This is a genomic window from Bradyrhizobium sp. PUT101 (assembly GCF_052043945.1).
In the GTDB taxonomy this organism is placed as follows: domain Bacteria; phylum Pseudomonadota; class Alphaproteobacteria; order Rhizobiales; family Xanthobacteraceae; genus Bradyrhizobium.
Window position 1 is genome coordinate 1492117 of record NZ_CP197207.1, and the last position, 25314, is coordinate 1517430.

Consider the following 25314-nt stretch of genomic DNA (forward strand, 5'->3'; position numbering starts at 1 on the left):
TTGTCCTATTTCAGCGCCGGTCAGAACCATGTTGTTCGACGAACTCGCCCCATCCTCCGCCCTTCAACTGATCGGCTTTTCCGACGTCGACGCGTTTCGGCCGATCGAGATGATGGAGGATGCGAGAAGCATTCCGCTCGACATCCCGAGCTTCGCGGCGGCCCGCGCCGTCGTCTCCCTGCCGGCGTGCCGCATCATCATGATGAGATCGTTCGCGCGCATCCTCGACACCGCCTATCGCATGCCGGGCGGGATGGTGATCCTGTCCATGACCGACGACCTTCAGGTCAACTTCAAGGGAGTGGATCTCGACGCCCGCTTCTTCGTAGCGCTCCGCGGCAACGATGGATGCCATTTCGTCGAGCCGCGGACCAATCATCATGCCATGATCATCTTCTCCCCGGCGCTGAGAGACCGGGGCTGGTTTGACCACGTCGACGATTTGCGGGTCCATGTCGCGAACCGGCCCGCCCTGCTGCACACACGACAACTCCTGCTCGATATCCTGCGCACCGCGTCAATGCAGCCGCGCCTGTTCGAAGCCACCGAGGTTGCGGCCCATCTCCAGGAAGGCCTGCTGCTCGCGCTCGACGATCTATTCCGGATCGATTCGATCCCAGATCGGAGCACCTCGGTCCAGGGCGGGCGAGCGATCAAGCTCGTGCAGCACATCGACGATTACATCGCGGCCTATCCCACCGCGCCGATCTATACAGCCGATCTCGCCCGGGAGTTTGGCGTCTCGATCCGGACGCTCGGCGGCGCCGTCGGCAAGGTGCGCGGCATGAGCCTACACCAGTACATTCGCCTGAAAAGGCTGTGGGCGACTCGCGTCCGCCTGCTCAAGGGCGGCGGCGTCACCGTCGCCACCTGCGCACGCGCCCACGGCTTCCACCATCTCGGTGAATTTGCCGCAGCCTACCGCGCAATATTCCACGAGGCTCCCTCCGACACGCTGGCACGCGGCCGGCGAAGCGGTGTCCCGGCAGGCTGATTGACGCCGCAGGCCCCGCGACCGTGATCCGGCATCAACGCCGCTCCGGAACATATCTAGAACAACGGAGGACTGGCGCGCTCGGAAGGATTCGAACCTCCGACCCTCGGAATCGAAATCCCAAAAATTTAGAATCCAGCGCTGTCTTAGCTCATCTAAGGCCGTCCATCTAACGCATTGATCTTACGGCACTTTAATTGACGCCGTCTCCAGGCTTGTCTTAAACAGAACAGGAACGAACAAGCCGATCTTGGTGCAAAAGTTTCCCGGGGAAACCGCGCGCCGAACCCCGGAGCCGGAATCCGATGCCCCGTTTTACCGACCGTTACATCGCCTCGCTCAAAGCCCAAGGGGCTGAGCGCTTCGAGGTCAAGGACGACGCCTGCAAGGGATTGGCGATCCGGGTGACCGCTTCTCGAAAGACCTTCTGCTTTCGCTTCAAGCGTCACGGGAAGATGCAGCGCATCACCCTCGGGGAATACCCTCTCATGACGCTGGCGCAGGCAGTGATCGCGGCTAACCGCCGATACGCTGACCTGCACGAGGGCCGCAACCCTGTTGCAGAGGCGCAGCGAGAGGCTACAGAGGCCTCGGTGGGTGCCGATGAGCTGACCTTCAATCGGCTGGCGGACCGCTACGTCACTGAATACGCTAAACCCCGCAAGAAATCGTGGAAGGATGACGAGTGGGTCCTGAAGCGGGCGAAGGCCGAATTCGGTCCCCGGATCGTATCCACCATCACCCGCAAAGAGCTGGTCGTCTTCCTTCGAGGGCTCGCCGCGACCTCGGTGCGCAACGCCAATAAGACCCAGGCGTCAATCTGCACCATGTACAATTGGGCCAACCTCGAAGACGAAACAATCATCAACCCCCTCGCCCGCATCCCCAAGGTTGGCGGAAAAGAGCGGGAGGAAGACCGCATTCTGAACGACGATGAGCTGAGGGCCGTTTGGCCTGCCTTCGTCACGCCGCCCGACGCCGTGTTTTCGGTCGCGATGGGCATCGCTGTTCGCCTGATCTTCTTGACCGCACAACGCCCCTTGCAGGTCTCAGGCATGCGCCTTGACGAACTAATCGATCTAGACGGCCCCGCCCCGCGCTGGGACCTACCCGCCTCCCGAATGAAGCGGCCTAAACCCCATTCAGTCCCGCTGAGCGCTGAGGCCGTAAAACTGATCAAGCAGGCGCTGGCTGAAAGGCTGTACGACGATAGTCCGTATGTCTTCCCGTCCACTCGGGGCAAAGGCGATAAGCCGATTGATCGGCATGCGCTGTCGCAAGCAGTCCGCCGACTTCGGCTGAAGCTAAAAATGTCCGAATGGTCTCCGCACGACACGCGCCGATCAGCTACGACCTGGGCACGCGCTATGGGTATTCCGCGCGACACAACGGAGGCACTCACGCATCACGCGATTGTCGGCAGCGGAAAGACCTACGACCGATATGATATGCAGGCCGAGAAGCGACAGGCAGTCGACTTCATCGCGGAATATATTGCCCGCACCTTGCAAAGCAGAGTCACCACAGCCGAGAAGGCTGCTGATCGAGCCGCTTGATCTAACAACTGACTTCAGAGGGCGGTATATCTTTGCGCTTGTGCCTCGCTCGTTCGGAAGCAGTTATCCTAGCGCCCTTCTAAATGGAGTGCTCGGCGCGGATTACAGCCCATTAAGTGGTTTGGTATATGTCTGCGCCCTAAGGAGCGGCTTTGAGCTGCTTATGGAGTACGACCGGATGAGAGTCATTGTTGGGATAGCCCTCGCAGTACTACCGCTAAATGCATCACTCTCTCGTGAGCTTCAATGCCCAAATACAGTACCTGAAGCGCCGATGGTCGCGCCTCTGGAGAAATGGACGCCGCAGTATATGGGCCTGCTCGACAATGTGAGCATGGGCCGCTATTTCCGAGAAGGGACCGTATATCAAAGCCATATTTCTTGCAGCCGCACAGTCGGAGCGGTCAAGATCGTTACGCAAAGCGCGTGCCGGATAGTAGAAGGTGACGGGAAGATGCAGACAATTCAAACTGATAAGTTCAGCGACATCACGCTCTGCAAGATTCCTCTAGGCGCGCGTGAAGCTTGCAAGATTGTTTGCGATTAAACTCCGCCCTTACAGGCCGAAACCGGTTACCTCCGCCTCCCCAACAAACAGAGTTTCCCACTGAGGCGTGTCACTCGCTTCGCCTCTCCAATACTTGCGTGCCCGATCTTTGGTGACGGAAAGCGGCTCGCTATCACCTAAAAGCAGACTGGCGTCGACCCGAGCAGTCGTCCCCCTGCAAGTCAGCTCGCAAATTGTGCTGCCGAGGCCAACGAACTGCTTCCAATAACGGGCCTCATCAATCGATTCGCAGGCGTATAGGCAGCGCTGACGAGACGGCGGTTCGCCGCTAAACTCCGCGAGCCGAATTTCCTCCATAATTAGCTCGCGGCACAGCATGACGTAGTGTTGTGCGACCTCAGCCGCAATTGTGGGTAATATCTGACAATTGATGTTTCCGGCCTGAACCTGCTTTAGGAACTTGACCGCGGGCACCTGGACCGTAGCCCCGTTTTCCAGAGTAACTGGATAGGTGCGAGCCCCCTCGTAAAAGCCAAAGTACGGTGTGTACTCCGCTCCAACGTTGAGGACTTGCCCCTTGTAAAGTGCTTGCTTGTACGGCTTCGTCTCGGTCAGATGATACAGTTTTCGACCATCAATCTGCTTGATCATACTTCCTCTAGATGGCGGCTGTTCTCGGAGGGGCAACCATATCTTTACTTCGCAATGTCGGCAGGTACGGAAATCTTCCGTGCTTCGAATCCTTAATCAGAAGCCGAACTTGATGTAATCGCACTTGGCGTAGATGTCTCGCGACTGCCAAACGAATTTGTACTCGCCCTGCTCAATCACGTCTGCGCACTTCATGCTACCAAAGTTAGCAGAAGGAATCGTTACGACCTTCTTCTGTATGTAGTTGTAGAAGTTCGGGGACTTAGGGTCAGGCTCTAAGCGCGCGACCGTCACCACCCCACAAAGACCATCGGGACCGGTGTTAGACGCCCACGTTTGCGAGCCAGGAACTCGCTTGAATTGCAACGAAAAACTGTTCGTCCCAACAATGCAGGTGCGCGCTTCCCTTTCGAAGTTCAGCGTTGTCAGCCTCGTCATTGTCTGCTCGTTCGGATTCTTACAGAACTCTACTAGCGTGCTCATCGTTTTGAGCAAGTCTTGCTTGGCCGGCGGCTCCATGGAGCTGAGCTGTGCATAGCCCTCATCAGCAGGCTTCGGATTCTTTATCTTCTCAATTGCCTGCTCCCATTGTGCGCACTCTTCTGGCTTGATGGGCTTCTCCGTCTTTAGTTGCGCAAGAGCTTTCGAGATTTCCTCTTGAAGCTTTTTGCCTCCACCTTGGCGGCGCACGGACGCCTGCGTCATATCGCAGTCTAGGTTTGCACCGGATCGAAGATGGCACTCGTATTGGAGGCTTGACCATTCGGAAGTATTGTAAATGATGCCTGTTGTCGGCTGGCTCTGCGCATGTGCAAAATCGGTCAGGAGCGCCGATACAGCCACCGAACACACCAACTTAGCAATCAAAATTGAGCCCCGCATTACTACCCCCCGGTTTTAACGGTGCGCGTTCGCGTCGTCCGAGCACTCGCGCGGTCTTCCGCCCTGCTCGACGCACCCCCGATAGGACCAAGGGGCAACGTAGCTTCCAGCCCACACGCCACGCCCAATTCTATGCGCTTCACGCTGCGCCTTTTCGTACTTTCCCTTAGAGTATTTCGGCCAATCGAACGCAAGCCCACTGTCCACTAGCCATTCGGCCAAGTCGCTTCCATTCACCGAACACCTTGCGACTGTACGCCCATAGACATCACGGCTCACGGGCTCACAGCTAACAACCTTTCCGGCTATGAAGCCGTCCAGCTCATTCGCGGCCTTCGCTCCGCACCGATACGGCAAGCTGTCCTCACCTCAGCAGAGCTGCGAGGCTTCGGGCGCATCAATGCCCCATAGCCGAATACGCGAGCCATGGATTTCGAGCGTGTCGCCGTCAATGATGCTGGCCTGCCCAATGAGACCAACGGCCAACGCCGGGCCAGCCAAAGCGGAACAGACAAGAGCTATCGTAACGAAAGCCAATGTGGAGGCAGATGATCGTTAGCTGATCTTCTTGACGTCGACCCACTCATCCATATCCTCGATTTTCAGCTTTCCTCGCGATCCCCAGGCATCTAGTTCGGCGTCAGGTCGATAAGCGTACTGGTACTGATATTCGGGGCTCGTCTGCTCCCATACCTGCCCATTCGTGAGTTCGAAGGTGTTGCCCCGTTTATATCCGCGACACGCGCCCTTTATCGTTACGGTATCCGGCATCCTCAGTCCTTGCTTAGCCAACAATGCACGCGATCAACCTTGACTTGCTTAGAACATAATGGGAACATGATGACCGGTCAACATGAGCAACCCACAACCCGAAACGCCTGCGCCGGAGGTATCCGACGCGGCACGCCTAGATGCGGCTGCCGATCAGGCCATAGCAGCTTGCGGCGGTGACGCACGCGAAGCTGTGAAGGCCCTGTTGATTGCGAACGAGTTCTTAGAGCGCGAGATGGAAGAGCGCGTGTCGCACGGGTACATTCGAGGCGTGAGGCACGGCAGGTTCAACAGTTATTCTGGATAATTAGTATGAGCGAACTTTCCCCCCAGGAGGCCAAGAGCGGCAATGAGCTTCTGACGCTGATGGGTAACGTGTTGGCAAGTTGGCAAGGTGTCGAGCACGTTGTTGCTGACCTCTATCTATTGTTCTTTCGTCCCTCTCGGGCGGACGCCGCTTCCGTTGCCTTCTACGCCGTGAGAACATTCGACATGAAGTTGGGCGTGGTGAACGCGCTAATTTCTTTCTTTTGCTCCGAGGAACAAAAGGCAAGTTGGAATGATCTGCTTCGTCGGATTCGAAAACGAAGCGGATCACGGAATGCTGTTGCTCATGGTCTAGTATGTCGCCACGGGCCGATTGGAAGGAGCGAATTCGTAGTCGGAGAAAGCATCTATAATATCGCGGAATTCCCAGACGATGTTACGACGCGAAATGGCTTCTACACTCAGAAAGAACTGAAAGAGATGTGCGTCTCATTCCTGACTTTGACGCGCGAGGTCGATGCCTTCCGACAGCAGTTGGCAAACGATGCGGCACTGCGAGCTACTCTCGACGCACCAAGCTCCAGAGTTTTGCAGCATGAAGCTGCGTTTCCCCTAAAGGCGCAGATGCCGACCCAGCCTTGACCCTATCCTAGCCACACCCTGAACGTCCTAATCCTTAGGCGCCTTGACTCTGTTCAAAGTCAAGCGCAACGCAACCAGGGCGGCGTGCGCGTGAGCAGCCCTTGTCCTTTCATCCGAATTGCCCTCCGGGTGAGTCTTACGGTGAGGCGGGGCCTGCCGACACTTCTCTATCATCGCTTCTATTTGCCGCCGCGTCGTGAAGTGCGCCCGACCGATTTTGAAAAGTTCAAGGTTGCCCCGCCCATGCTCCGCTTTGAGGGTCGCGGGCGTGATGGCGCCCGCGAACATGATCTCACAAGCAGCCTTCAGCGAAATCGGCAGATCGGGCGGCAGCCGATCAAGCGGGCTCATGGCGCCTCAATTCGGCCGGTTGTTTGGGGCGGACTTCGAGGCCTCTGCAAACGCCCGTCCAACGTCACCTAGCTCGGGGCTGAACTCGATATCCAAGCGCCCGCCTTTCCCATTCCTAACACTGACAAGATGACTGCGGCCTTCATCTAGCGCAGACGCAAGCTTCGCCTGCATCTGCTCCGCGCTTAAGCCCCGCGCCCATACGTGCCGGGTGACGACTAGCTCCATGAGCCTCATCAGATCGAGCGGCAACGCGTCGACTCGTTGACGATCACTGCCCTCTCGATTTGCCATGTGCACTCGCTCAACCACTCAAACACACTTGATAGACTGTACGACTGTTCGATTGCAGGATCTCCGGGCAGTGGCCCTGCGACTATAAGCACAAACGAGCCATCTGGCTTTCTGTACATGCGGTCTTCGAGATCGAACGGCTCCAACGTGACTGGATGCCAATCGTCGTAACGTCGTGTAGCGATCAGTTGCATTGCACTTGCCCCGAACGATGATACGCCTTCTCTGTCGCAAGCGGAACAATCGCCGTCAAAGCATTTATTTCGAGGGCGATTGTCGTTTGGTGTTAGGTGTTAGGTGTAGGTTACGAATCTAACAAGTCTAGGCGTCATACCTAACGAGACCGGCACATGCTGCCCGCTTCGGATAGCGCTTCAACAGCTCTTGCGAACGTTTGCGCCCCAAGCACCGTTCTAGGAACGTCGGCCCGCAGTACGTCACGACAGCCTGGACCGCATCGCTCGGAATGTGCTGTCGACGCGAAGCGACATAAGCCAAGCCGGGCAAGATCATATCCGGCAACGAGTCGATCAGCACCAGGACATCAATCGAGTTCCTACACTCGCGCAGCCGGGCGAGTGCGGGGACCAGGATGTCTAGTGACGGCTCATAGGTCGCGCCTTGCCTCGGGGCGTATTGAATGCGCTCCACTAGAACTCCTCCGCTGCGATGCCAAGCTGAACCACCTTGGCTTCGATCCGCGAAACGCCATCGAGCTTCACGTCTGTAATCTCGAATGGTGCGCGCCGCGCTCAGTGACCCCGAGGTTCTTTCGGCCCCAAGCGCGGCGCTTCCGGGTGTAGGTCAGGCCCCGATTGCCCTTGCGACCCTCCCGAATGAATTTCTTGGAGCACGCCTTGTCTGACCGTCGCTTCAGGTCTCCCAATCGTCCGCGACAGCGCAGGGCGCCGTGCTGGCCGACCGTCACCGGTCGTTACGACCGCCCGTCCTGTCGCGCCGGTTTGGAGGCGGCGTGCGGGCGGGAAGCCTGCCTGCCCTGTCGGCATCCGTTTTGCGCCCAAATGGGAGCAACTCGACAGAGGCGGCCGTCTCATAACGATGGGGACGGCGGGGTGACTTAGTGGCGCGGCCTTTGCCCAACCGCCCCGGGAGATCGAACGCCCCATTCGAGGGCGGCTCCTAGAGACATAACGGCCGAGCGATGCCGTCTGTGACACATTCCGACGTTACAGATTTGCAACCTTCGGCTCTTCGAAACGGCCCGCGGCTGCAAGACAACTCCTCCCACTGTGCAGCCCACCGTGCAGTCTCCCCCTTAAGGGGGAGAGCCTCTGCACGGTTGATGGGAAAATGCGTGCACGGTTACTGCACGGTCATTGCACGGTCAGACTAAGTGGCTGATAATCTTAGAGAACGACCGTGCATCCGACCGTGCACGAACCGTGCAGCACGACCGTGCACCTTACTGTGCAGCGACCGTGCACGGTGAAGGGCTGCACGGTCGATTGCACGGTCGTATCGGTCCTTCTGCATTTTCGAGCATACCGTCATGGATTATCTGTCTGACTTCGAGTTCAGTAGACTGCCCCGCGCGTATCGAGAGGAATCCCGCATCGCTGAAGAGACGCGGTTTACAACTGAGCTATTACTTACGGTGGGAGCGATGGTCGCCCCGGCTAACCTTCGGCCGATATACGCGAGCAGAGCTTATGCAGAGGAGGTCCTTGGCTCGGTTTGGGAGGAGAGCGAGTCTTCTGCTTTTTTTGCGATGGATTGCCAGGAAATAAGACGGGTAATCAAAATACTAACTAAGGTCGACCCGCACCGTGAGACTTCAGGATTCGCACCTGCCGGTGCTCCTAGTGTAGCGATCCATGTAGTGCATGGGGCGTATCCGATTTTGCGCGGGCACATCGAGCTTATTGAAACTGTGCCCCTAACATCGGTCGAGCACGATCCTTTGGCGATGAAGCTCATCATCGGCCTAGACGACAGAAACAAACTCGCTCGCGATAACCATCAAAAAGGCTGGCATTACCACTATTGCAACTCGAAGGGTCAGCGCTCCGACACTATGTTGTCATTCGACACGGAGGCGGCGAAAGCGAATGTGCCGCTCTTTTGGGAGCGGCACGGCGAAGGTAAGGCCAAGTTTCGGGCGAAGGCTCACCTGTGGGGTGATCAAAAACGGGAAAGCATTTGGACTTCCGCATCCCCTGAGTTGACCAAGCATCCACTGCACGAATTTCGCAGGCCCAAAAACGAGGCTTCCCCAGTTTGGCCTCTGGATGCAACTCTAAGCGCGCGAGCGCGCGCCTAGTCACGCGCGAAGCCTGTACTCTGTCCGCTTATTGTCTCCCGACCTAACCAATTCACGGGCCTCCACCAATTTCGCTAGCAATCGCGGGACGGCCGTGCGCTCTTTAAGCTCCCCCAAGCCACTCCTCCTGCGATCAACGTTCAGTGCTTCCATCACGTCCTTAGATGCCAACCCGACCTTTTGGACCTCGTCGCCCGTCTCGGCAGCAATGCTTTCGGCCCGCTCTCTGAAGACTCGCAGCGTCGCAGCGAGTTTATCGGACGGCCCGTCCGGGGGCGTCGGCAAGCTATCGTCATCGGAATCGTCGAGGCGCATGTCTACAGCCGGCCGATCTTCTGCGAGAACCACGCTGATCTCGTCTCCGTCTTCGTCCACTCCAATGGCTTGCGACCTAAGCCGATAGTAGAAGTTCACCTTGGCAGGATCGCCAATGCGGAACTTCGAACCAGCTTTGATCTGCCCTACCCCGGTAGTCTTATCCCGACTCACCTCAATCACAGTATCCACGTTGGCTTGCAGCGCACCGCTTCCTCGCACTCCCTCTCCGGCCTTTGTGGGATGCGCGAGCACCGTCACGTTTGCCCCCGTTGCGGCGGCAATCCTCTGCATGCTCGCAGTGTAGATACCTGCATCCTTCGCGTCGTTATCGTTCCCGGGCATAATGCTTTGAGCGAGAGTATCGATAACAATCATTGCCACCGACAGCCCGTAATGATCCGCTGCAAATTTGGCGATCTTCACGAGTTCCTTTTCGTCCTGGGTAGGCTTGCCGCTCTGGTCGTAAAGGCGGCACGGCCCGCGGTGCAAAACGAACGCACCGTTGCTTAGGTCGCGCCCTGCCCTCTCCATTCCCTCACACCAAGCTGCGACACGGCGCTCAACATCTTCCGAATTCTCCAACGCCACATAGATTACAACGCCCTGCTTCACCTTGCGCCCACGCCACTCAAAACCATGACCGATATGAAGCCCGATGTCGCTAAAGACGGCGGTCTTACCTGCACCCCACATTCCCGTGGCTACAGTGGTAGTGCCTCTAGCCACGAAGAACTTGACAGCCCAATCGAGCAGCCGAAGCGTTGCCCCGCGTATTTTTTCGATCAGGACAAAGCGCTTCGAGAACTGGGAAGCCGTTTCCGCTTGTCCCTTCGCCTCCTCCTCCTCGTCCTCATCGACCGGCCCAAGAACGTCACCGTTGGAAGGCTTTTCCTTTTTGAGACCTTGATTCTTGATCCATTCGCGCGCGATCTGCCGGTTGTCGTACTCGCCTGACTGCGGCTTCTCATCGCAGTATGCGCCCGCCCCCTCCCAATTTAAGAAGAACACAGCAAGCGACTGCGGCGCCATGTCGGGCCACTCGCGCATGATATGGCGTGCGGCAAGAAACCGATTCGTCGAGCAGTCAGAGGCGGGAGACTCGTACAGCTTCGCAAACTCGGTGTTCTCGGCCTTGAGCGCCTCAAGGTCGTACTTACCGAGATCGGCATCAAAGGCATGCTCGTGATTCTCCCAATCTGCGTCTTCGAGGCGCTTGATGACCTCGCGCTCCTGGGTGGGGGTGACTTGCTCGCCTTGGGCGTCGGCGCTCTGTGCGCCGATCAGCTCGACGATCTCTTCGGGCAGCGTGGGAATCTTGCCGCTCGTGATCGCGCGCAGGAAGTTCAGGCGGTCGGCGTCGGTGCCGTATGTTTTGCCGTCCTCGCGGATCGAGCCAGGGCCGACGAACTGCCCGCCCTGGCCGCGTACGTCGGTGCCGTACTGCTTCTTGAGCAGACCCGCCTTGTTGGTGAATTTGCCCTCGGGATCGGCGAACACATAGTGCGCGCCGCCGCTCTTCGTCGGGTTGACCGGCACGCCCTCGGGTACGCCGCCGATCTCGGCAAACAGCTCTGCCATCTTGGCAGGGCCGTCGTCCTTCTGGTCGGCATCGAGCACGACAAGCTTGGAAGGACCGCACGAGATCGACGGCACGGCATCGGGAAACTTGCGCCACATGCGCTTGATGACTTCGGGATCACGCGTCGCGCCGACATGTGCGGGCGCAACCTCGTGCTTCTCCATGAATTCTTCGACGGCGGCCTCGATGTCGGCTTTGGTCAGCGACGTATCGGCGCGGTTGTACCTCGGGACAAGGGGAACCTTGCCGTCGCTCGGAAAGACATAGAGCCCAACCTTTGCAAATTGGAACGCATTCATCCTGTTGCGCGATCTGCGCGCGCCCGAGTTGTCAACTTGCCCGAGCTTCATCGTGACTTTTTCCTGATGGACTTAGAGACTTTGTGTTTGGGGTCCGCGCGTAGAGCTTCCATCGCCTTGCGACCGCGCGAGACGTTCTGCCTCACCGCCGCGGCGCTAATGCCGAGTTCAGTCGCGATCTCATCCGACGTGAAGCCCTTTGCCGTTCGCTCCAGGCATTCCCACATTTCGGCGCCGATGATTTTTGCCGCAAGCTCGATGAGGTTTTTCGCATCAAGCTGCTTCTCTCGTTCGCCGAAAGTCGTCGGGTCAGAAACGGTCGACGCAAAGTCTTCCGTGTCACTGTCAGAATGCTCGTCTGTGGTATCGGGATCGAGTTCACAGAAGAGCTTGCATCGCTGGCGGCTCTTGTGCTGATCGTGGGCGATGTTTTTCAGGATTTGCCGCAACCATGCGGACATTGCTCCTTGCGTCTGGTAGACCGCTTCGTACTTGAGGGCGCGCGCGAGCGTTTCTTGCAGAAGGTCATCGGCGTGATCGGCGCCACCTAGCGTGTGGGCGTATCTCCGCAGCGTCGGAAGAGCCTCAAGCAACTGCTCGCGAAACGGAAGTACGCTGCCCCGTTGGGAATCAGCGCGCATCAGTGCGCCGGGCGGAATATGTTTCAAGTTAAGGCCTCGGAGAGCTTCGTTCAGGCCGCGAGAACGGCAGCGATTACGCTGGCGCGGTAGCGGCGAGAACCACCGAGCTTGAAACCGTCCCCGACCACGGCGCGGCCTGCCTTGGAGTAGAGCCAAGCGCGGCTCACTCGAAGAGCAGTGCAGACCTCCTCCACGGTCAGGGCAGCTTCGCCGGAGAGGGCCGCGAGGCTGCGCTTCGTCGCGTGACGCTCGGAGAACGACAAGGGCTGGTCGGACGGGTGTAGGGAAGTCATGGCGCAAGTCTCCTCATCCCCGGCAACTAGTTGCTCCGAGGGTTTGTCAGTGATGACGCCCGGCAGGCGGGCAATGGTGCTTAGTTTGAGACGGTCTCGTGAAGTGCGCCGGTCTAAGGTATCCGCGCGCGATCTGCCGCTGTGGCCGCCCTGTAGCTTGAAGGTCTCACAGCCCGGGGCAGACCGTCAATTTAATGGACAATCGAAGGCATTCCCGAACTGCTCCGGTTATCTCACGTCGAACGAAGCTTGGTCGACTTAGGGGGCACCCGCTTAGGGGGCACGCGGCATAACGGTGAAAAATAAAATTCTCGGGGAACCCCCCTCCCACCCGCGCCACGGTCCGGTGCGTCCAGCACCGAGAAAGTTTCCCCGCGGTTTCCCGGGCCGAAGAACGGAGGGACGGAACACCTGTTAAGTTATTGATTTTACTGGCGCGCTCGGAAGGATTCGAACCTCCGACCCTCGGAATCGAAATCCGATGCTCTATCCAGCTGAGCTACGAGCGCACTGGCCCGGGCACCGGGCCACCGAGATTCGTCCGACCGCTGCTGGTGATGAACCAGCACACCGGACGGCGTTCGGATGGGTTCGAATTAGCAGAGAGGCCGCCCAATAAAAAGCCCTTCCGACACCATCGAGGGGTCGAAGGCGCTGTCACCAGGTCGTGTTGAAGAGGCCGAAATGCGGCTGCTGAGCGACCATCATCGGCCGGCCGGACTGCGGCGCCGGATGCGTCCTGACGATCTTGCGCTTGGTCGGAGCCGGCACCGGAGAAGCTTGAGCCTGAGACATCTGAGGCTGAGTGGCCCCGGACTTCCTGGCCGCGGCGGTATTGGCCCTCGGCGCCGGCGTGAACTGGGCGAAGGTCTCGCGCACCCGCGTCTTGGCCGACATCTCGGCCAAAGCCGGCGATAGGCCCTCCTGTACCGGCGGCTGGGGAGCCGCAACAGCGGCAGTCTTCACCGCGGGTGCGGCAATCGTCGGCTGGCTGGTGTCGAGTACGACGCGCTCAGGCAGGTGCCGATCGGACCGGATTCGGATCAGGGGCTGGTCGTTGGCCGCGGTCGCAACAGCTTGCGCTACGGGCGCCGCCGGGAAAACGAAATCCGCCGCGAACAGCAGTGCGAGCAAGGCGCCACCGACAAAAATGAAATACCTAAAGATGGGCATTGGCCGCGCTCCGCCCCCCGCATTCCCGCGTAGGCTCTCCGCCTCAACAGGCGATCTCTCAATTGGTTCCTGGCCCAGCCGTTCGGTTCAAATGGCGATGCATGGTTTTTTCGCCAAGTCCGCGGAGAGTAACTTTTCCGCTACCGGAACGTGCCGCCTTCAGGCGCGGCGCGCTGCGACCAGCGAACATTTCGCCTGATCGGCATTCACGTTAACGAAGCCGACGGGGATACGCGCAAAGGTCTTGCGGCTCTTCATGCTGACCGCATCCGCCAGCACGCGGCTGCGGTCGGTAAGATGAGTGCCATCGCGCCGCGTGAAGGCGCAGACGATCTCGACATCCTTTACGGCATAGTCATTGTCGTTTCGCAGCGTGAACGTCACCAGAGCTTTGGAGCCAAGGCCGCCGCGGCGCCAGGTCTGCGATGAAATCCTGAGACGGCTGAGTTCCGCCGAAGCCGGTGCCGGAACTTCGGACGCCGGCGACATCACCGCGGACGCATCGCCCGAAGGAGCCGGCTTGACAGCCGCCAGCTCCGGCCTCACCGGCTCGGCACTATTGCCTTTGGAAAGGGGCAGCAGCATCCAAATGCCGCCGCCGACGATGATTGCGGCCAGCAGCCACAGAAGGCTGCGGCCAAACGAGACGCTCGCGATCGTTACGGCCCGCGCCAATCGTTCGCCGCTCCCGGCGAAGCGCCCCAATCCGATCCGGTCGAGCCTGGCACTCATGGTTGCATCACCGATCGCGCCCGGGCACCATCAACGAGGGACTCGGCCACTGCTTACCTTAATCCGGGCGACGAACTAAGGTTCCCGCACTTGATGCGAGTCGGCGAGAGCGGTGGCGACCACCGGCCGAGGCCGCTAACATGCGCCCGCAACATCGAAAGACCCCGTTGGGAGAATATGAAATGCCGATCGCCGTCACTTGGGATCATGTCCATCTGCGCAGTCCCGACCCAGAGGCCACGGCGGCCTGGCTGCGAGACATCCTTGGCGGCGAGATCGTGCACGCTCCCGGACGGATCGACGTGAACCTCGGCGGAGCCAGGATCTTCATCGCACCGCTCGAGGGCGACAGCGCCGTCAACCCGCCGCCTCCGCATCCGCATCAGGGTCTCGACCATTTTGGTCTGACGGTGAAGGACATCGACGCCGTCGCCGCCGAGATCAAGGCCAAGGGCGTCACCCTCACGCGCGAGCCGACGACCATCCGGCCCGGCGTGCGCATCTGCTTCATCCGCGGCCCCGAAGGCATCTCCATCGAGCTGCTCGAGCGCGACAAGAAATACACCTGACGTGACGCGGCGCGGGCCGTCTCAGGCTCCCACCGGGGGACGCGACGCCCAGTGCGGCTAAGTCATGCTACCGGGCATAAAGCAGCGGATAGTGACGCCCATGTAGCCGTAGATCGGCCAGACCATGGTGCGTCCCACTCGGTTCGGTTCCGAGATTACGGCCTCCTTGGGCACATCGACCCAGACGAGCTCCTGCTGCTGGCCGTCGAGCGCGTAGCCGTAGCGCGGGACGCGGACGCGATAGTGCCCGTCCTTGCTGTCCCAGTCGGAGTCCGAGAGCGCCGAACCATCAGCATCGGAGCAGCAGGGTCCCTTGCCGCTGCGCAGACTATCGAACCATGCTTTCAATTCGGCATTGGTGTTGACGAACTGCCCGCGGTCGCGAGCGTGCCCGAAGGGGGCCGCGAGCGCAATCAAGGCCAAGGCGCACGCCAGCCTTGTCAGGCTTCGCCAGCGTATCGCGCTGCCGATCCGCCGTTGCTCGCTTTTGCAATTCGTGGGACGCGCACGGTACAGACGCGGCTCATCGCCGCCGGAATCGATCCAGCTGGTCACGTTCGTCTTGCTCCAGCACCCCGCGGCCAGTGCAACAATGATTATGCATTTCGCGGGCCAACTCTGATTCGTAACGGCGGGCCGCGCTTCACCATCAGAGCGTCATGACGGCGTCCCGCACAAGTCGGGACAACTACGGCTCGCCGCTGCAGGGCTCCCGCGACCTGCCGCCAAACTGCCGCGTTGCGCGAGGGGATCGGCTTTGGCATAAAAGCCGGACCGGTGACGCCATTGGGCGATGGCGGCCGGCCCACGGGACGTTATGAAGAACGGCCTCTATTCAATTCACGTGACCCTGCTCGATGGGCGAGCCGGCAAGGGCAGCGGCGTGATTCTTTTCCGCGACGGCAAGATTCTTGGCGGCGATGCCTACCTCTATTACACCGGCAGCTACACGGTGAAGAACAACAACACCTTCAAAGGCGAGGTGCTGGTGCAACGGCACACTTCGCCTCGGGGCGACGACAATCCGCTGTTCGGCGGCCCTGCCCCAGTCGGCATCGGCGTCAGCGGTACCTACACGGACACGCGCGCGGAGATGACGGGCACGGCGCTGGTCGGCAAGGCCAGCCTGATTTTCGGCGCCACCCTGCACAAGCTCGCAGAGGTCGATTAGCTATTCCGCAGCCTGCTCGAGCGGCGCCACGCGCGGCAGGATGATCTGGATACGTGTGCCGCCGCCCGGCTCGGAATCGAGATCGAGCCGTCCGCCGAGCCGGTTCGTAACGATGCTGTAGACGATGTGCAACCCGAGGCCTGTGCCGCCCTGGTCGCGCCGTGTCGTGAAGAACGGATCGAACGCACGGCGGCGGACGTCGAGCGACATGCCGCAGCCATTGTCAGAGAAGATGATCTCGACATTGTCCTTGCCAGACTCGCGCACCTGGATCTCGATGGTTCCCGGCCGGCCGTCCGGGAAGGCGTGCGCCACCGAATTGAGAAACAGGTTGGTCAGCACCTGGCCGTACGGGCCGGGATAGCTGTTCATGGTCAGGTCCGGCTGGCACTCGACGTTGAGCGTCAGATTGTGCTTGCGCAGGCCCGGCCGCAGGCTCATCACCACCTGCTCGGTGAGGTCGCCGAGATCGAAAGTACGCTGGTCCGAATAGTTGCGGTCCGCTGCGACCTGCTTGAACGACTGGATCAGCTCGGCGGCACGGTTGAGATTGGAGACGAGTTGCGAGGACGCATCGCGACTGGTGTTGAGGAAGTCGTTGAGCGTCGAGCGGCGCAGCTCGCCGCGCTCGACTTCGGCCGTGAACATCGCGGTCTTGCGCTCCAGCGCGGAGGCGACCGTGAGGCTGATGCCGACGGGATTGTTGACCTCGTGGGCGACACCGGCGACCAGGCGTCCGAGCGCGGCGAGCTTCTCCGCCTCGATCAAGGAGGCCTGGGTCTCGCGCAGATTGCGCAGAGCGGTTTCGGCGGCTTCCTTGGCCTTGCGCATCTCCTGTTCGCCGCGCTTGCGCTCGCCGATGTCGAGCGCGACGGTCACGATCCGCTCGATCTCGCCCTCGGCGTCGAGCAGCGGCAGCTTGTTGACAAGCCATTGCCGCATATTCCCTGTCGCGTCCTTGTACTCCTCCTCGTAGAAGCCGAGCCCTTTGCGGAGCTTGAGCACCCTCTTGTCGCTCTCGTCGGACTTGGCCGCGCCATAGCGCGACATCAGATCGGCCGTGGTGCGGCCGAGCGCATCGCCGGGCTCGATGCCGAAAATGCCTGCCATGTAGCGGTTCATCAGCACGTAGCGCAGATCGCGGTCCTTGACGTTGATCACCGCAGGCACGGTGTCGATGACCTGCTGGAGCAGGCGCCGGCCCTCGGCGATGGCGTCTTCCGCGCGCTTCTGATCGGTGATGTCGCGCAGCGTACCCTCGTAGCGGACGATGTTGCCCTGCTCATCCCGCACGCCCGTGGCGCTGTCGGAGAGCCAGAGGATGTTGCCGTTGCGCTGGCGCACCTGGTACTCGAACTCGCGCACCATGCCGTCGCGCGCCATCAACCGCTGATATTCGGCACGCGCCTCGGGATGGACATAGATCGTGTGGGCGATGTCGTTGATGCTGTCGATCAGCTGCTGCGGGCTGTCATAGCCCATCATCCGCGCCAGCGCCGGATTGGCATTGAGGAGGTCGCCGGCCGGCGTCGTCACATAGATGCCGTCGACCGAGCCCTCGAACAGTTTCCGGTAGCTCTCTTCGGCGAGGCGCTGTTCGGTGAGCGCGTGTACCGCCGCCTCGCGCGCCGTGTCGGCCTCCTCCAGCGCGCGGCGGAACACTTCGGCCGCCCGCGCGATGTCGCCGATCTCGTTGTCGAGCTCGGCGGACGGAATCGAGGTGTCTTTCCGGCCGGCCGCAAGCGCGCGGATGGATCGCGCAATCTGGGCGAGCGGACGCACCGTCCTGCGTACGACGAACAACGCAGCGGCGATGCCGATCAGCACGCCGATCGTACCGAGCACGATGCTCTGCCACCGCGCCTCGGTCAGGGTGCGGGCAAAGTCGCGCGACAGCACGTGGCCGCGCCTTGCGCTGACCTCGCGCAGCAATTCGGTGACGCGGCCGATCAATCGGCCCTCGGTGCCCAGCACCTCGCGATCGATGTCGGCGATTTGCCGTTCGCGGACGGCGACGGCCATGATGGCCTCGGCATAGTCGTTCACCGCCGACTTCAGGTTGGCATCGCCAATATCAAGCGCCCGCATCCCCTGCGCGGCTTGCTCGGCCGCGGACGGATTGCGCGCGAGCAGCCCGACCGCGATCCGGCTCTGCGCCTCGGACAGGCGGGATGCCAGCTCGCGGTCCGCAGTGCCTGCGATGGCTGCATCGAACCGTTCGCGCAGCGGCGGCAGGCCGGCGAGCAGCTGGGCGCGGCGGTCGATCAGGGTCGAGATCCGCTCCAGACCGTTGCGATAGGTCGCAAGCCGCTCGGTGACCCCGTCGATCATATCCTGCTGTTCGGGCGCGAGCTCGATGCGGGTCTTCTTCAGGATGTCGCTCAGGGTCGAGGCCGCCTCGCCCACCTGCTGGAACTGGATGCCGGCGCCGGGGTCTGTGACGAAGTCTCGCGCGGCGACGCGCAGCTCGTTCATGCGGCGATCGATGTCCTCGGCGAGATCTCCGACGCTCTGGAGCCGCTGCAACTCGGCGAAGGTCGTGTCGATGTGCCGGATCGCGATCACGCTCGCGGTCGAGGTGACGATGATCACCGCCAGCATCAACAGAAAGCTGCCGAAGGTGAGCTGGCCGATGGAGAGCGAAAATGTTCGCCTTTTCTCAGGGGACGGCGTCAATTCGGCGGACATTGGTGGTTTGAGGACCGGGGCTGCTGAAGACCCAATATACGACGTATTGCCGCCCGGGGGGAACATGCCTCGGGGCACGGAATATCCTTAATATCGGGGCCTGCCGCCCTCTCCGGCCTCGGCCCTACGACAGTTTGACGCTGGCTGCCCTGCGGGCCGGGATGGTCATGGCGGCGACGCCGAGGACGACGCAGGCAAGGCCGATCCAGGCGGTCCGGCTCAGGGTCTCGCCGAGGAACGCGACGCTGATGGCGACCCCGATCGGCACACGCAGATAGGCCTGCGCGGTGGTGCCGACCGAGCCGAGGGTCTGGATCAGGCGGAAATAGATCGCGAACGCTGCCGCGGTCGAGAACACCGCGAGCGCTGACAGTGCGAGCACGGAACTCAGCGAAGGCGACAGCGTCCAGGGCTGCTCGAGCACCAGCGAAGCCGGGATCAGGACCGCAGCGCCCGCCAGCAGCGAGCCGGCCGCCGGCGCCATAGGATCGAGGTCCTTGAAGCTGCGGCCGAAGATCGCGGCGCAGGCGTAGCAGATGGTGGCGGCGACGATGGCGGCCTCGGCGAGGAGGCCGCTGCCGATGCCATGAAAGGCATCGGCCCCGACGATCAGCAGGATGCCGGCCATCCCCGCCAGGACCCCGAACAGCTTCCGCGGCGTCGTCGCCTCGTGGCGGGTGACGACCGCCGTGAGCAGGAAGGTGAAGATCGGTCCGGCCGAGTTGAGGATGGTGGCGAGCGCGGCATCGACGTGACGCTCGCCCCAGGCGATCAGCGTCCAGGGGATGACGCTGTTGAGCACGGCCTGGAACGCGAAGCGCTGCCAGGTCGCGGCATCCGTCGGCATTTTGATGCCGCGCGCCCACATGACGCCGAGCAGCAGCAGCCCCGCGATCGCGGTGCGCGCCGCGATCAGCGTGATCGGTGGAATGGTGGCGACGCCGAGCTTGATGAAGGTGTAGGAGCCGCCCCAGAGCGTTGCGAGCAAGACCAGCAGTGTCAGCTCGACGGCGATGTTGGTGTTCTGCCAGTTGTCCACGAAGCGCATTCCGTCCTTCTCGGTGGACGGAACCTAGCGCGTTCGCAATCGCAAATACTTCGTTGCCTATCGAAGTGTACTAGCCGACCGCTCCGACCTCGAACACCTCGCCGTCATAGCCGGCTTCGCGGGGGATGCGGAGCTGGCGGCCGGTTTCGGTCTTGGTCATGACCGGCATCACCGTGACGATGGACAGGCCGCGGGCGTGATCGAGCGCCGCGCCCACGTTGGGCTGCTTCGCAAGCCGGATCAGATTGCGCGTGGTCGGAAACGGCAACTTGAAGCGGCCGGTCTCACCGCCCTCCACCGCTTCGCGCGGCGAGACCCAGATCGAATCCGTGGACTCGCGGCCGTCATGAGCGCCCAGTTGATCGGGCGGAGCTGCCGCGAGGAAGAACCAAGTGTCGAAGCGCTTCGGCATGCCCTCCGGCGTGATCCAGTGCGCGTAGGGCACGAGAGTGTCGAGCGCGAGCTGAAGACCGTTGTCGGCCAGAATCTCGAGGAAGCTGATCTTGTGCTCGTTGAGCGCGACGCGGTGCCGATCTGCGATCTCGCCGGCGCGTCTGGCATCGACCGGCGTCCCTATTGCCTTCGACCGCGCCAGCAGGATGCCGCTCTCCTCGAAGGTCTCGCGGATCGCGGCGATACGAAATCCGCGGTCCGCTTCGCCGAGGCCCTCGCCGCCCGAATACAGATCCGAGCGCGCGACGATCTCCTTGTCGCCGGCATCGACGCTGCCGCCGGGAAACACCAGCGCACCCGAGTTGAACTCGATCTGATGATGGCGAACCATCATGAAGACCTCGACTTCCTGCGCGGCACCGTCACGCAGCAGGAGGATCGTCGACGCGGGGCGTGATGCTGATGTCTCGGCCATTCAACTAACCCGCGGCACTGGATTGCGGGCCGAGATTGGCGCGCTTGTCGACGCGGGCGACGCGCGACAGCAGGTACTCGACCTCCGCTTTCGCCGCCGGTGTGATGGTCGCGCCGGGCTTGCGCTGGGCGCTGGAAGCGATGACACCGCGCTTCTGGAGCACGTATTTGCGCACGGCAAGGCCGGCGCCCGGTTGCTGCTCGTAGCGGATCAGCGGCAGATGCGCGTCGAACAGGTCGTGCGCGGCGTCACGCTTGCCTTGCTTCGACAGGCGCACGACATCGATCAGAAGCTCGGGGAAGGCGTAACCGGTCATGGCGCCATCGGCGCCGCGCTCCATCTCGAAATCCAGAAAGAGCCCGCCATTGCCGCAGAGGATCGAGAGCGGCCGCAGCGAGCCGTCCTTCTGGAAGCTGCGCAGTGCCGAGATCTTCTCCAGGCCCGGCCAGTCCTCGTGCTTGAGCATCACGCAGTTCGGATTGTCGGTGACGATCTTGCGGATCACGGCAGGCGTAAACACCACCGACAAGGTCAGCGGATAGTCCTGGAGCACCCAGGGCACGTCGGGGCCGATCGCTTCGGCCGCCTGCTTGAAATAACCGACAATCTGATCGTCGGTCCGCAGCGAGGGCGGCGGCGCGATCATCACGCCGGCCGCGCCCGCATCCATCGAGGCCTTCGCCAGCGAGCGCATGGTGGCAAAGCCCGGCGCGGAGACGCCGACGATGACCTGCATCTTCTTGGCGCGCTTGATGAAGCGCACCGCCACCTGCTCGGCCTCGGCCGCATCGAGCTTGGGGGCCTCGCCCATGATGCCGAGCACCGTGACGCCGTCGCAGCCGACCTCCTCGTAGAAATCGGTCAGGCGGTCGATCGAGCGCTCGTCGATCCGGCCGTCGTCGTGGAACGGCGTCGGCGCGATTGCGAAGGTGCCCTTGGCGTCGGCGGTGAGTTTCATCGTGTTTCCTTGTCTCTCTGTCGTCATTCCGGGATGGCCCGCAGGGCCAGGCCCGGAATCCATAACCCCGGCTGGTTATGGATTCCGGGCTCGCGACTTCGTCGCGCCCCGGAATGACAGTGTGGCTAAAACCGCCGCGCCCCCATCTTGATCTGCTCCTCGGAAAAGAAGATCTCCTTGGCGTGATCGACGATGTCCTGGGCCTTCCAGCCCGTGTGCGACGGTTTCCAGCCTTCCATTTCCATCATCCGCATTTCGCGCACGCCGCGGGGCCCGGACACGCCCAGCACCTTGCCGGTCTGGTCGCCCGACAAGTCGCTGACCATGTATAGCACGGCCGGCGCGATGCCGTCCGGGCCCAGGGCCGCGCCGGGGTTCTCCTTATAGCGGGGCAGGTCTGCGGTCATGCGGGTCAGGGCGCCCGGAGCCAGCGTCCAGATCCGGATGTTGTATTTGCGGCCCTCGATCGCCAGCACGTTGGACAAGCCCCAGATACCGCCCTTGGCCGCGCCGTAATTGGTCTGGCCGAAATTGCCGATCAGCCCTGATGTCGAGGAGGTGTTGACGATGACGCCGCCGCCATTTTCCCGCATCCAGCGAAACACCGGCAGGGTGCAACAAAAGGTGCCCTTCAGATGCACCTTGATGACCTTGTCCCAATCGGCTTCCGAGGCCTTGGCGAAGGTCTGGTCGCGCAAAATGCCGGCGTTGTTGACGAGGATGTCGGCGCGGCCGAAGTGCTTGATGGCGTCGTCGAACACCGACTGGCCGCCTTCCATGGTGGAAATGTCCGCGCCATTGGCGATCGCCTTGCCGCCCTCGGCCTTGATCGCGTCGACCACCTGCTGCGCCATGGATTTGTCGGCGCCGGAGCCGTCACGAGGACCGCCGAGATCGTTGACGACGACCGCGGCCCCTTCCCGGGCGAACAGCTTTGCGTAGGCCTCACCGAGCCCCCCGCCCGCGCCGGTGATCAGCGCAACCTTGCCATCGAGCAGTCCCATGGTGGCTTCTCCCTGTTTGTTTTTCTTGCTCCGTCATGGCCGGGCTTGACCCGGCCATCCACGACCTTGGTCGCGAACTGCGCGAAAGAACGTGGATGCCCGGGACAAGCCCGGGCATGACGAGATAATTCAGAGCGCGCCGAGCGGCGTCATCACCCCAGCACCGTCTTGCCGTTCTTGATCACGGTGACGCCGCGCGACTTCACCTTGGCTTCGAACGAGATCACGTTGCCGTCCTTCCAGAGGTCCATGGTCACGGTCTCGCCGGGATAGACCGGCGAGGAGAACCGCGCGACGTGCTGGCGGAAGGCGCTCGCGTCGTAGTCGGCATAGGTCTGCAGCACGCCGCGGCAGGTGATGCCATAGGTGCACATGCCGTGCAGGATCGGGCGCGGGAAGCCGGCCTTCTTCGCGAACTCCGGATCGGAGTGCAACGGGTTGCGGTCGCCGCAGAGGCGATAGACCAGCGCCTGATCCGGACGCGTCGTGATATCGATGGTCTTGTCGGGGGCGCGCGAGGGGATCTTGTGCGGATCGGGTTGGGTCAGGTTCGGCCCGCCAAAGCCGCCGTCGCCGCGGGCAAAGCGCGAGGCAACCAGCGTCGCCAGCTTCTCGCCTTTCTCGTTCTTCAGCACGGTCTGGTGAACGATGACGACGCCCTTGTCCTTGCCCTTGTCGTAGACCTCGAGCACGGAGGAATCGGCAGTAATGTTGGCGGCGACCGGCAGCGGCTGGTGGAAGGTAATGTCGCGCTCGCCGTCCACCACCATCACGCGGTTGAGATTCATCTCGCCCGGCCCCGAACCCCAGGCTGCGACGGAGGCGAAGGTCGGCACCACCTTCAGCGGCCGCGGCGTCAGCGTGCCCTCGTTGACGAAGGCGAGCTCCTTCTCGTCCATGGGATCGGCGCCGAGGCCGATGCCGTAGGCGTAGAGCATCACCTCGCGGTCGGTGTAGGCGTATTTCTGGCCGATGTTCTTCAGGCCCTTGAGCTCTTCGTATCTGGCGGACATCTTGTTTGTTTCCTCCCGGATTCTTATGCGCCGCTGCCAGTCGAAGTGCCCTCTCCCCTTGTGGGAGAGGGCTGCGAGAGCCGTGCGGCAAACTCGTTTGGGTGAGGGGTTGGCTCCGCAGTGAAAGTCTCTCTGTGGAGAGAAACCCCTCATCCGGCGCTTCGCGCCACCTTCTCCCACAAGGGGAGAAGGGAAGATGCTAGGCCGGCGTGAAGAACGGCAGCGGCGCGCCGTCGGTCGGTTTGAACACCACTTTCACCTTCTGGCCGATCTTCAGCTTCTCGAGATCGCAGTCGACGAAATTGGTCTGCACCGACGGCCCCTCCTTCAGCGTGACATAGCCAATCGCGTAAGGCCCGGTCGGCGACTTCCGCATCAGGCTCCAGGTGTAGATCGTGCCTTCGCCCGACGCCTCCTCCCACACCGTCTTGTCGGAGTAGCAGAACGGGCAGATCGAGCGCGGGAAATAGTGCGCCTCGCCACAGGCGGTGCAACGCTTGATCATGAACTTGCCTTGCTTCGCCGCGTCCCAGAACGCCGCGGTTTCCGGGTTCGTCACCGGTGCCGGATACTTCTTTGCTTCACTCATCACACGCGCTCCAGAATGGCGGTCGAGGCGGCGTGGCGGACGCCGAGCAAACCGCCGGTGCCGTGAGCGATGGCGAGATCGCAATTCTTGACCTGCACCTTCGGGTGCGCCTCGCCGCGCAGCTGCCTGACGGCTTCGAGGATCTTGGTCATGCCGCCGCGGTTGACCGGATGGTTGCTGCAGAGGCCACCGCCGTCGGTGTTGAACGGCAGCTTGCCCACGCCCGAGATGAGGTTGCCGTCGGCGACGAACTTGCCGCCCTCGCCCTTCTTGCAGAAGCCGAGGTCTTCGAGCTGCATCAGCACGGTGATGGTGAAGCTGTCGTAGATCGAGGCGTATTTGATGTCCTTCGGCGTGATGCCGGCTTCCTCGAACGCGCGCGGGCCGGACCAGACGCCGGCAGAATACGTGAGGTCGAGATCCTTGCCGCCGCGCGGACCCTTCATGGCCTCGCCATGGCCGATCAGGCGCACGAGAGGCTTCTTCAGGCTCTTGGCTATCTCGGGCGTCGTCACGATCAGCGCGCCGCCGCCGTCGGAAACGACGCAGCAATCCATGCGATGCAGCGGATCGGAGATCATCGGCGAGTTCAGCACGTCCTCGACGGTGACGACGTCCTTGAGCATCGCATGCGGATTGTATTGCGCGTGGTGCGAGGCCGCGACCTTGATCCAGGCGAGCTGCTCCGAGGTGGTGCCATAGTCGTGCATGTGGCGCATGGCACACATGCCGTACGCATTGTGCGTGGTCGCGCCGTAAGCGGTTTCGAAATCGACCTCCGCGCCGGCTGCGCGCGGGGGCATTGCCCCGGTGCGCGGCTTGCCGGCGAGCGTGATCAGCGCGATCGAGCACTTGCCCGCCGCGATCGCCTCGGCGGCGTGACCGAGATGGATGATGTAGGAACAGCCGCCGGTCTCGGTGGAATCGACGTGGCGAAGCTTCTTGGTGTTCAGGCCGAGATAATCGACCATCGGCCAGGCGCCGCCGGGCGCGTCGCCCGCGCAGAAATAGCCGTCGATGTCGTCCTTGCTAATCCCCGCATCCTCGATCGCCCCCTTGGCGACCTCGGCATGGAGCTGGGCGGTGGATTTATCCGGCGCATGCCGGGTCGGGTGTTCGTAGATCCCGGCAATGTAGGCCTTGCCCTTGATGGTCAAACTTCAGGTCTCCGCTC

24 protein-coding genes, 1 tRNA gene and 1 pseudogene are annotated in these 25314 nt (G+C 61.7%); 7 read left to right on the top strand and 19 right to left on the bottom strand.

Going from position 1 to position 25314, the window contains the following annotated elements:
- The first annotated feature begins 28 nt into the window (after nucleotides 1-28).
- The 3 genes from ACSHT2_RS07220 (at nucleotide 29) to ACSHT2_RS07230 (ending at nucleotide 3097) form a co-directional block, all read left to right on the top strand.
- Entirely contained in the window at nucleotides 29-994 is a 966-nt protein-coding gene (locus ACSHT2_RS07220; protein WP_440640985.1) for a helix-turn-helix domain-containing protein, read from the top strand.
- 305 nt (nucleotides 995-1299) lie between these two features.
- Nucleotides 1300-2550 (top strand): tyrosine-type recombinase/integrase, encoded by a 1251-nt coding sequence (locus ACSHT2_RS07225; RefSeq protein ID WP_440640986.1) that lies wholly within the window; start codon nucleotides 1300-1302, stop codon nucleotides 2548-2550.
- Between the two features lie 178 nt (nucleotides 2551-2728).
- Nucleotides 2729-3097, top strand: a complete 369-nt coding sequence (locus ACSHT2_RS07230; RefSeq protein ID WP_440640987.1) for a hypothetical protein — start codon at nucleotides 2729-2731, stop codon at nucleotides 3095-3097.
- A 9-nt stretch (nucleotides 3098-3106) separates the two neighbouring features.
- Here the strand turns inward: ACSHT2_RS07230 and ACSHT2_RS07235 are convergent, their stop codons facing one another.
- The 3 genes and pseudogenes from ACSHT2_RS07235 to ACSHT2_RS07245 all read right to left on the bottom strand — a co-directional run bounded on the left by ACSHT2_RS07235 (nucleotide 3107) and on the right by ACSHT2_RS07245 (nucleotide 5113).
- On the bottom strand, nucleotides 3107-3709 hold the full coding sequence (locus ACSHT2_RS07235) for a DUF2441 domain-containing protein (protein ID WP_440640988.1): 603 nt from the start codon (nucleotides 3707-3709) through the stop codon (nucleotides 3107-3109).
- Between the two features lie 96 nt (nucleotides 3710-3805).
- Complete coding sequence (locus ACSHT2_RS07240) at nucleotides 3806-4552, bottom strand: hypothetical protein (protein WP_440640989.1); 747 nt, start codon at nucleotides 4550-4552, stop codon at nucleotides 3806-3808.
- 54 nt (nucleotides 4553-4606) lie between these two features.
- Nucleotides 4607-5113, bottom strand: a pseudogene (locus ACSHT2_RS07245) (thermonuclease family protein).
- 561 nt (nucleotides 5114-5674) lie between these two features.
- On the opposite strand from ACSHT2_RS07245, the gene ACSHT2_RS07250 reads away from it, so the two are divergent.
- On the top strand, nucleotides 5675-6271 hold the full coding sequence (locus tag ACSHT2_RS07250; protein ID WP_440640990.1) for a hypothetical protein: 597 nt from the start codon (nucleotides 5675-5677) through the stop codon (nucleotides 6269-6271).
- A 27-nt stretch (nucleotides 6272-6298) separates the two neighbouring features.
- Here ACSHT2_RS07250 and ACSHT2_RS07255 read toward each other — a convergent pair whose 3' ends face one another.
- On the bottom strand, nucleotides 6299-6622 hold the full coding sequence (locus tag ACSHT2_RS07255) for a hypothetical protein (protein WP_440640991.1): 324 nt from the start codon (nucleotides 6620-6622) through the stop codon (nucleotides 6299-6301).
- 1804 nt (nucleotides 6623-8426) lie between these two features.
- Here ACSHT2_RS07255 and ACSHT2_RS07260 point away from each other — a divergent pair.
- On the top strand, nucleotides 8427-9197 hold the full coding sequence (locus ACSHT2_RS07260; RefSeq protein WP_440640992.1) for a hypothetical protein: 771 nt from the start codon (nucleotides 8427-8429) through the stop codon (nucleotides 9195-9197).
- Here the strand turns inward: ACSHT2_RS07260 and ACSHT2_RS07265 are convergent, their stop codons facing one another.
- From ACSHT2_RS07265 to ACSHT2_RS07290, 6 genes are all read right to left on the bottom strand, one after another.
- The gene (locus ACSHT2_RS07265) at nucleotides 9198-11444 is read right to left on the bottom strand and encodes an AAA family ATPase (RefSeq protein WP_440640993.1); all 2247 of its coding nucleotides are present in this window, start codon (nucleotides 11442-11444) and stop codon (nucleotides 9198-9200) included.
- The gene (locus ACSHT2_RS07270) at nucleotides 11441-12061 is read right to left on the bottom strand and encodes an RNA polymerase sigma factor (RefSeq protein ID WP_440640994.1); all 621 of its coding nucleotides are present in this window, start codon (nucleotides 12059-12061) and stop codon (nucleotides 11441-11443) included. The genes ACSHT2_RS07265 and ACSHT2_RS07270 overlap by 4 nt, the downstream gene beginning before the upstream one ends.
- Before the next feature lie 23 nt (nucleotides 12062-12084).
- Nucleotides 12085-12327, bottom strand: a complete 243-nt coding sequence (locus ACSHT2_RS07275; protein WP_440640995.1) for a hypothetical protein — start codon at nucleotides 12325-12327, stop codon at nucleotides 12085-12087.
- 432 nt (nucleotides 12328-12759) lie between these two features.
- A tRNA-Arg gene (locus ACSHT2_RS07280) sits at nucleotides 12760-12836 on the bottom strand.
- Between the two features lie 148 nt (nucleotides 12837-12984).
- Nucleotides 12985-13500: a hypothetical protein gene (locus ACSHT2_RS07285; RefSeq protein ID WP_440640996.1), complete on the bottom strand. Its 516-nt coding sequence runs from the start codon at nucleotides 13498-13500 to the stop codon at nucleotides 12985-12987.
- A 159-nt stretch (nucleotides 13501-13659) separates the two neighbouring features.
- Nucleotides 13660-14232 (bottom strand): hypothetical protein, encoded by a 573-nt coding sequence (locus ACSHT2_RS07290; RefSeq protein ID WP_440640997.1) that lies wholly within the window; start codon nucleotides 14230-14232, stop codon nucleotides 13660-13662.
- Nucleotides 14233-14414: 182 nt separating this feature from the next.
- On the opposite strand from ACSHT2_RS07290, the gene ACSHT2_RS07295 reads away from it, so the two are divergent.
- Nucleotides 14415-14801, top strand: coding sequence for a VOC family protein (locus ACSHT2_RS07295; RefSeq protein ID WP_440640998.1), 387 nt, complete (start codon nucleotides 14415-14417; stop codon nucleotides 14799-14801).
- Nucleotides 14802-14858: 57 nt separating this feature from the next.
- Here the strand turns inward: ACSHT2_RS07295 and ACSHT2_RS07300 are convergent, their stop codons facing one another.
- On the bottom strand, nucleotides 14859-15356 hold the full coding sequence (locus ACSHT2_RS07300) for a hypothetical protein (protein WP_440640999.1): 498 nt from the start codon (nucleotides 15354-15356) through the stop codon (nucleotides 14859-14861).
- Nucleotides 15357-15618: 262 nt separating this feature from the next.
- On the opposite strand from ACSHT2_RS07300, the gene ACSHT2_RS07305 reads away from it, so the two are divergent.
- Nucleotides 15619-15972, top strand: coding sequence for a GrlR family regulatory protein (locus tag ACSHT2_RS07305; RefSeq protein WP_319327189.1), 354 nt, complete (start codon nucleotides 15619-15621; stop codon nucleotides 15970-15972).
- Here the strand turns inward: ACSHT2_RS07305 and ACSHT2_RS07310 are convergent, their stop codons facing one another.
- The 8 genes from ACSHT2_RS07310 to ACSHT2_RS07345 all read right to left on the bottom strand — a co-directional run bounded on the left by ACSHT2_RS07310 (nucleotide 15973) and on the right by ACSHT2_RS07345 (nucleotide 25297).
- On the bottom strand, nucleotides 15973-18660 hold the full coding sequence (locus ACSHT2_RS07310) for a PAS domain S-box protein (RefSeq protein ID WP_440641000.1): 2688 nt from the start codon (nucleotides 18658-18660) through the stop codon (nucleotides 15973-15975).
- Nucleotides 18661-18784: 124 nt separating this feature from the next.
- On the bottom strand, nucleotides 18785-19699 hold the full coding sequence (locus tag ACSHT2_RS07315; RefSeq protein WP_440642793.1) for a DMT family transporter: 915 nt from the start codon (nucleotides 19697-19699) through the stop codon (nucleotides 18785-18787).
- Between the two features lie 79 nt (nucleotides 19700-19778).
- Nucleotides 19779-20576, bottom strand: coding sequence for an NUDIX hydrolase (locus ACSHT2_RS07320; RefSeq protein ID WP_440641001.1), 798 nt, complete (start codon nucleotides 20574-20576; stop codon nucleotides 19779-19781).
- 4 nt (nucleotides 20577-20580) lie between these two features.
- The gene (locus ACSHT2_RS07325; protein WP_440641002.1) at nucleotides 20581-21534 is read right to left on the bottom strand and encodes a dihydrodipicolinate synthase family protein; all 954 of its coding nucleotides are present in this window, start codon (nucleotides 21532-21534) and stop codon (nucleotides 20581-20583) included.
- A 125-nt stretch (nucleotides 21535-21659) separates the two neighbouring features.
- On the bottom strand, nucleotides 21660-22538 hold the full coding sequence (locus ACSHT2_RS07330) for an SDR family oxidoreductase (protein ID WP_440641003.1): 879 nt from the start codon (nucleotides 22536-22538) through the stop codon (nucleotides 21660-21662).
- Nucleotides 22539-22690: 152 nt separating this feature from the next.
- Nucleotides 22691-23551, bottom strand: a complete 861-nt coding sequence (locus ACSHT2_RS07335) for a MaoC family dehydratase (protein WP_061027166.1) — start codon at nucleotides 23549-23551, stop codon at nucleotides 22691-22693.
- A 199-nt stretch (nucleotides 23552-23750) separates the two neighbouring features.
- On the bottom strand, nucleotides 23751-24140 hold the full coding sequence (locus tag ACSHT2_RS07340; RefSeq protein ID WP_028154920.1) for a Zn-ribbon domain-containing OB-fold protein: 390 nt from the start codon (nucleotides 24138-24140) through the stop codon (nucleotides 23751-23753).
- Nucleotides 24140-25297 (bottom strand): thiolase domain-containing protein, encoded by a 1158-nt coding sequence (locus ACSHT2_RS07345; protein WP_440641004.1) that lies wholly within the window; start codon nucleotides 25295-25297, stop codon nucleotides 24140-24142. Before ACSHT2_RS07345 ends, ACSHT2_RS07340 begins: the two co-directional genes overlap by 1 nt.
- Nucleotides 25298-25314 lie beyond the last annotated feature (17 nt).

What these genes read in the sequence shown, in the direction of transcription:
- ACSHT2_RS07220 (WP_440640985.1), top strand. Translation starts at nt 29, where the DNA reads ATGTTGTTCGACGAACTCGCCCCATCCTCCGCCCTTCAACTGATCGGC.
- ACSHT2_RS07225 (WP_440640986.1), top strand. Translation starts at nt 1,300, where the DNA reads ATGCCCCGTTTTACCGACCGTTACATCGCCTCGCTCAAAGCCCAAGGG.
- ACSHT2_RS07230 (WP_440640987.1), top strand. Translation starts at nt 2,729, where the DNA reads ATGAGAGTCATTGTTGGGATAGCCCTCGCAGTACTACCGCTAAATGCA.
- ACSHT2_RS07235 (WP_440640988.1), bottom strand. Translation starts at nt 3,709, where the DNA reads ATGATCAAGCAGATTGATGGTCGAAAACTGTATCATCTGACCGAGACG.
- ACSHT2_RS07250 (WP_440640990.1), top strand. Translation starts at nt 5,675, where the DNA reads ATGAGCGAACTTTCCCCCCAGGAGGCCAAGAGCGGCAATGAGCTTCTG.
- ACSHT2_RS07255 (WP_440640991.1), bottom strand. Translation starts at nt 6,622, where the DNA reads ATGAGCCCGCTTGATCGGCTGCCGCCCGATCTGCCGATTTCGCTGAAG.
- ACSHT2_RS07260 (WP_440640992.1), top strand. Translation starts at nt 8,427, where the DNA reads ATGGATTATCTGTCTGACTTCGAGTTCAGTAGACTGCCCCGCGCGTAT.
- ACSHT2_RS07265 (WP_440640993.1), bottom strand. Translation starts at nt 11,444, where the DNA reads ATGAAGCTCGGGCAAGTTGACAACTCGGGCGCGCGCAGATCGCGCAAC.
- ACSHT2_RS07275 (WP_440640995.1), bottom strand. Translation starts at nt 12,327, where the DNA reads ATGACTTCCCTACACCCGTCCGACCAGCCCTTGTCGTTCTCCGAGCGT.
- ACSHT2_RS07285 (WP_440640996.1), bottom strand. Translation starts at nt 13,500, where the DNA reads ATGCCCATCTTTAGGTATTTCATTTTTGTCGGTGGCGCCTTGCTCGCA.
- ACSHT2_RS07290 (WP_440640997.1), bottom strand. Translation starts at nt 14,232, where the DNA reads ATGAGTGCCAGGCTCGACCGGATCGGATTGGGGCGCTTCGCCGGGAGC.
- ACSHT2_RS07295 (WP_440640998.1), top strand. Translation starts at nt 14,415, where the DNA reads ATGCCGATCGCCGTCACTTGGGATCATGTCCATCTGCGCAGTCCCGAC.
- ACSHT2_RS07305 (WP_319327189.1), top strand. Translation starts at nt 15,619, where the DNA reads ATGAAGAACGGCCTCTATTCAATTCACGTGACCCTGCTCGATGGGCGA.
- ACSHT2_RS07310 (WP_440641000.1), bottom strand. Translation starts at nt 18,660, where the DNA reads ATGTCCGCCGAATTGACGCCGTCCCCTGAGAAAAGGCGAACATTTTCG.
- ACSHT2_RS07320 (WP_440641001.1), bottom strand. Translation starts at nt 20,576, where the DNA reads ATGGCCGAGACATCAGCATCACGCCCCGCGTCGACGATCCTCCTGCTG.
- ACSHT2_RS07325 (WP_440641002.1), bottom strand. Translation starts at nt 21,534, where the DNA reads ATGAAACTCACCGCCGACGCCAAGGGCACCTTCGCAATCGCGCCGACG.
- ACSHT2_RS07330 (WP_440641003.1), bottom strand. Translation starts at nt 22,538, where the DNA reads ATGGGACTGCTCGATGGCAAGGTTGCGCTGATCACCGGCGCGGGCGGG.
- ACSHT2_RS07335 (WP_061027166.1), bottom strand. Translation starts at nt 23,551, where the DNA reads ATGTCCGCCAGATACGAAGAGCTCAAGGGCCTGAAGAACATCGGCCAG.
- ACSHT2_RS07340 (WP_028154920.1), bottom strand. Translation starts at nt 24,140, where the DNA reads ATGAGTGAAGCAAAGAAGTATCCGGCACCGGTGACGAACCCGGAAACC.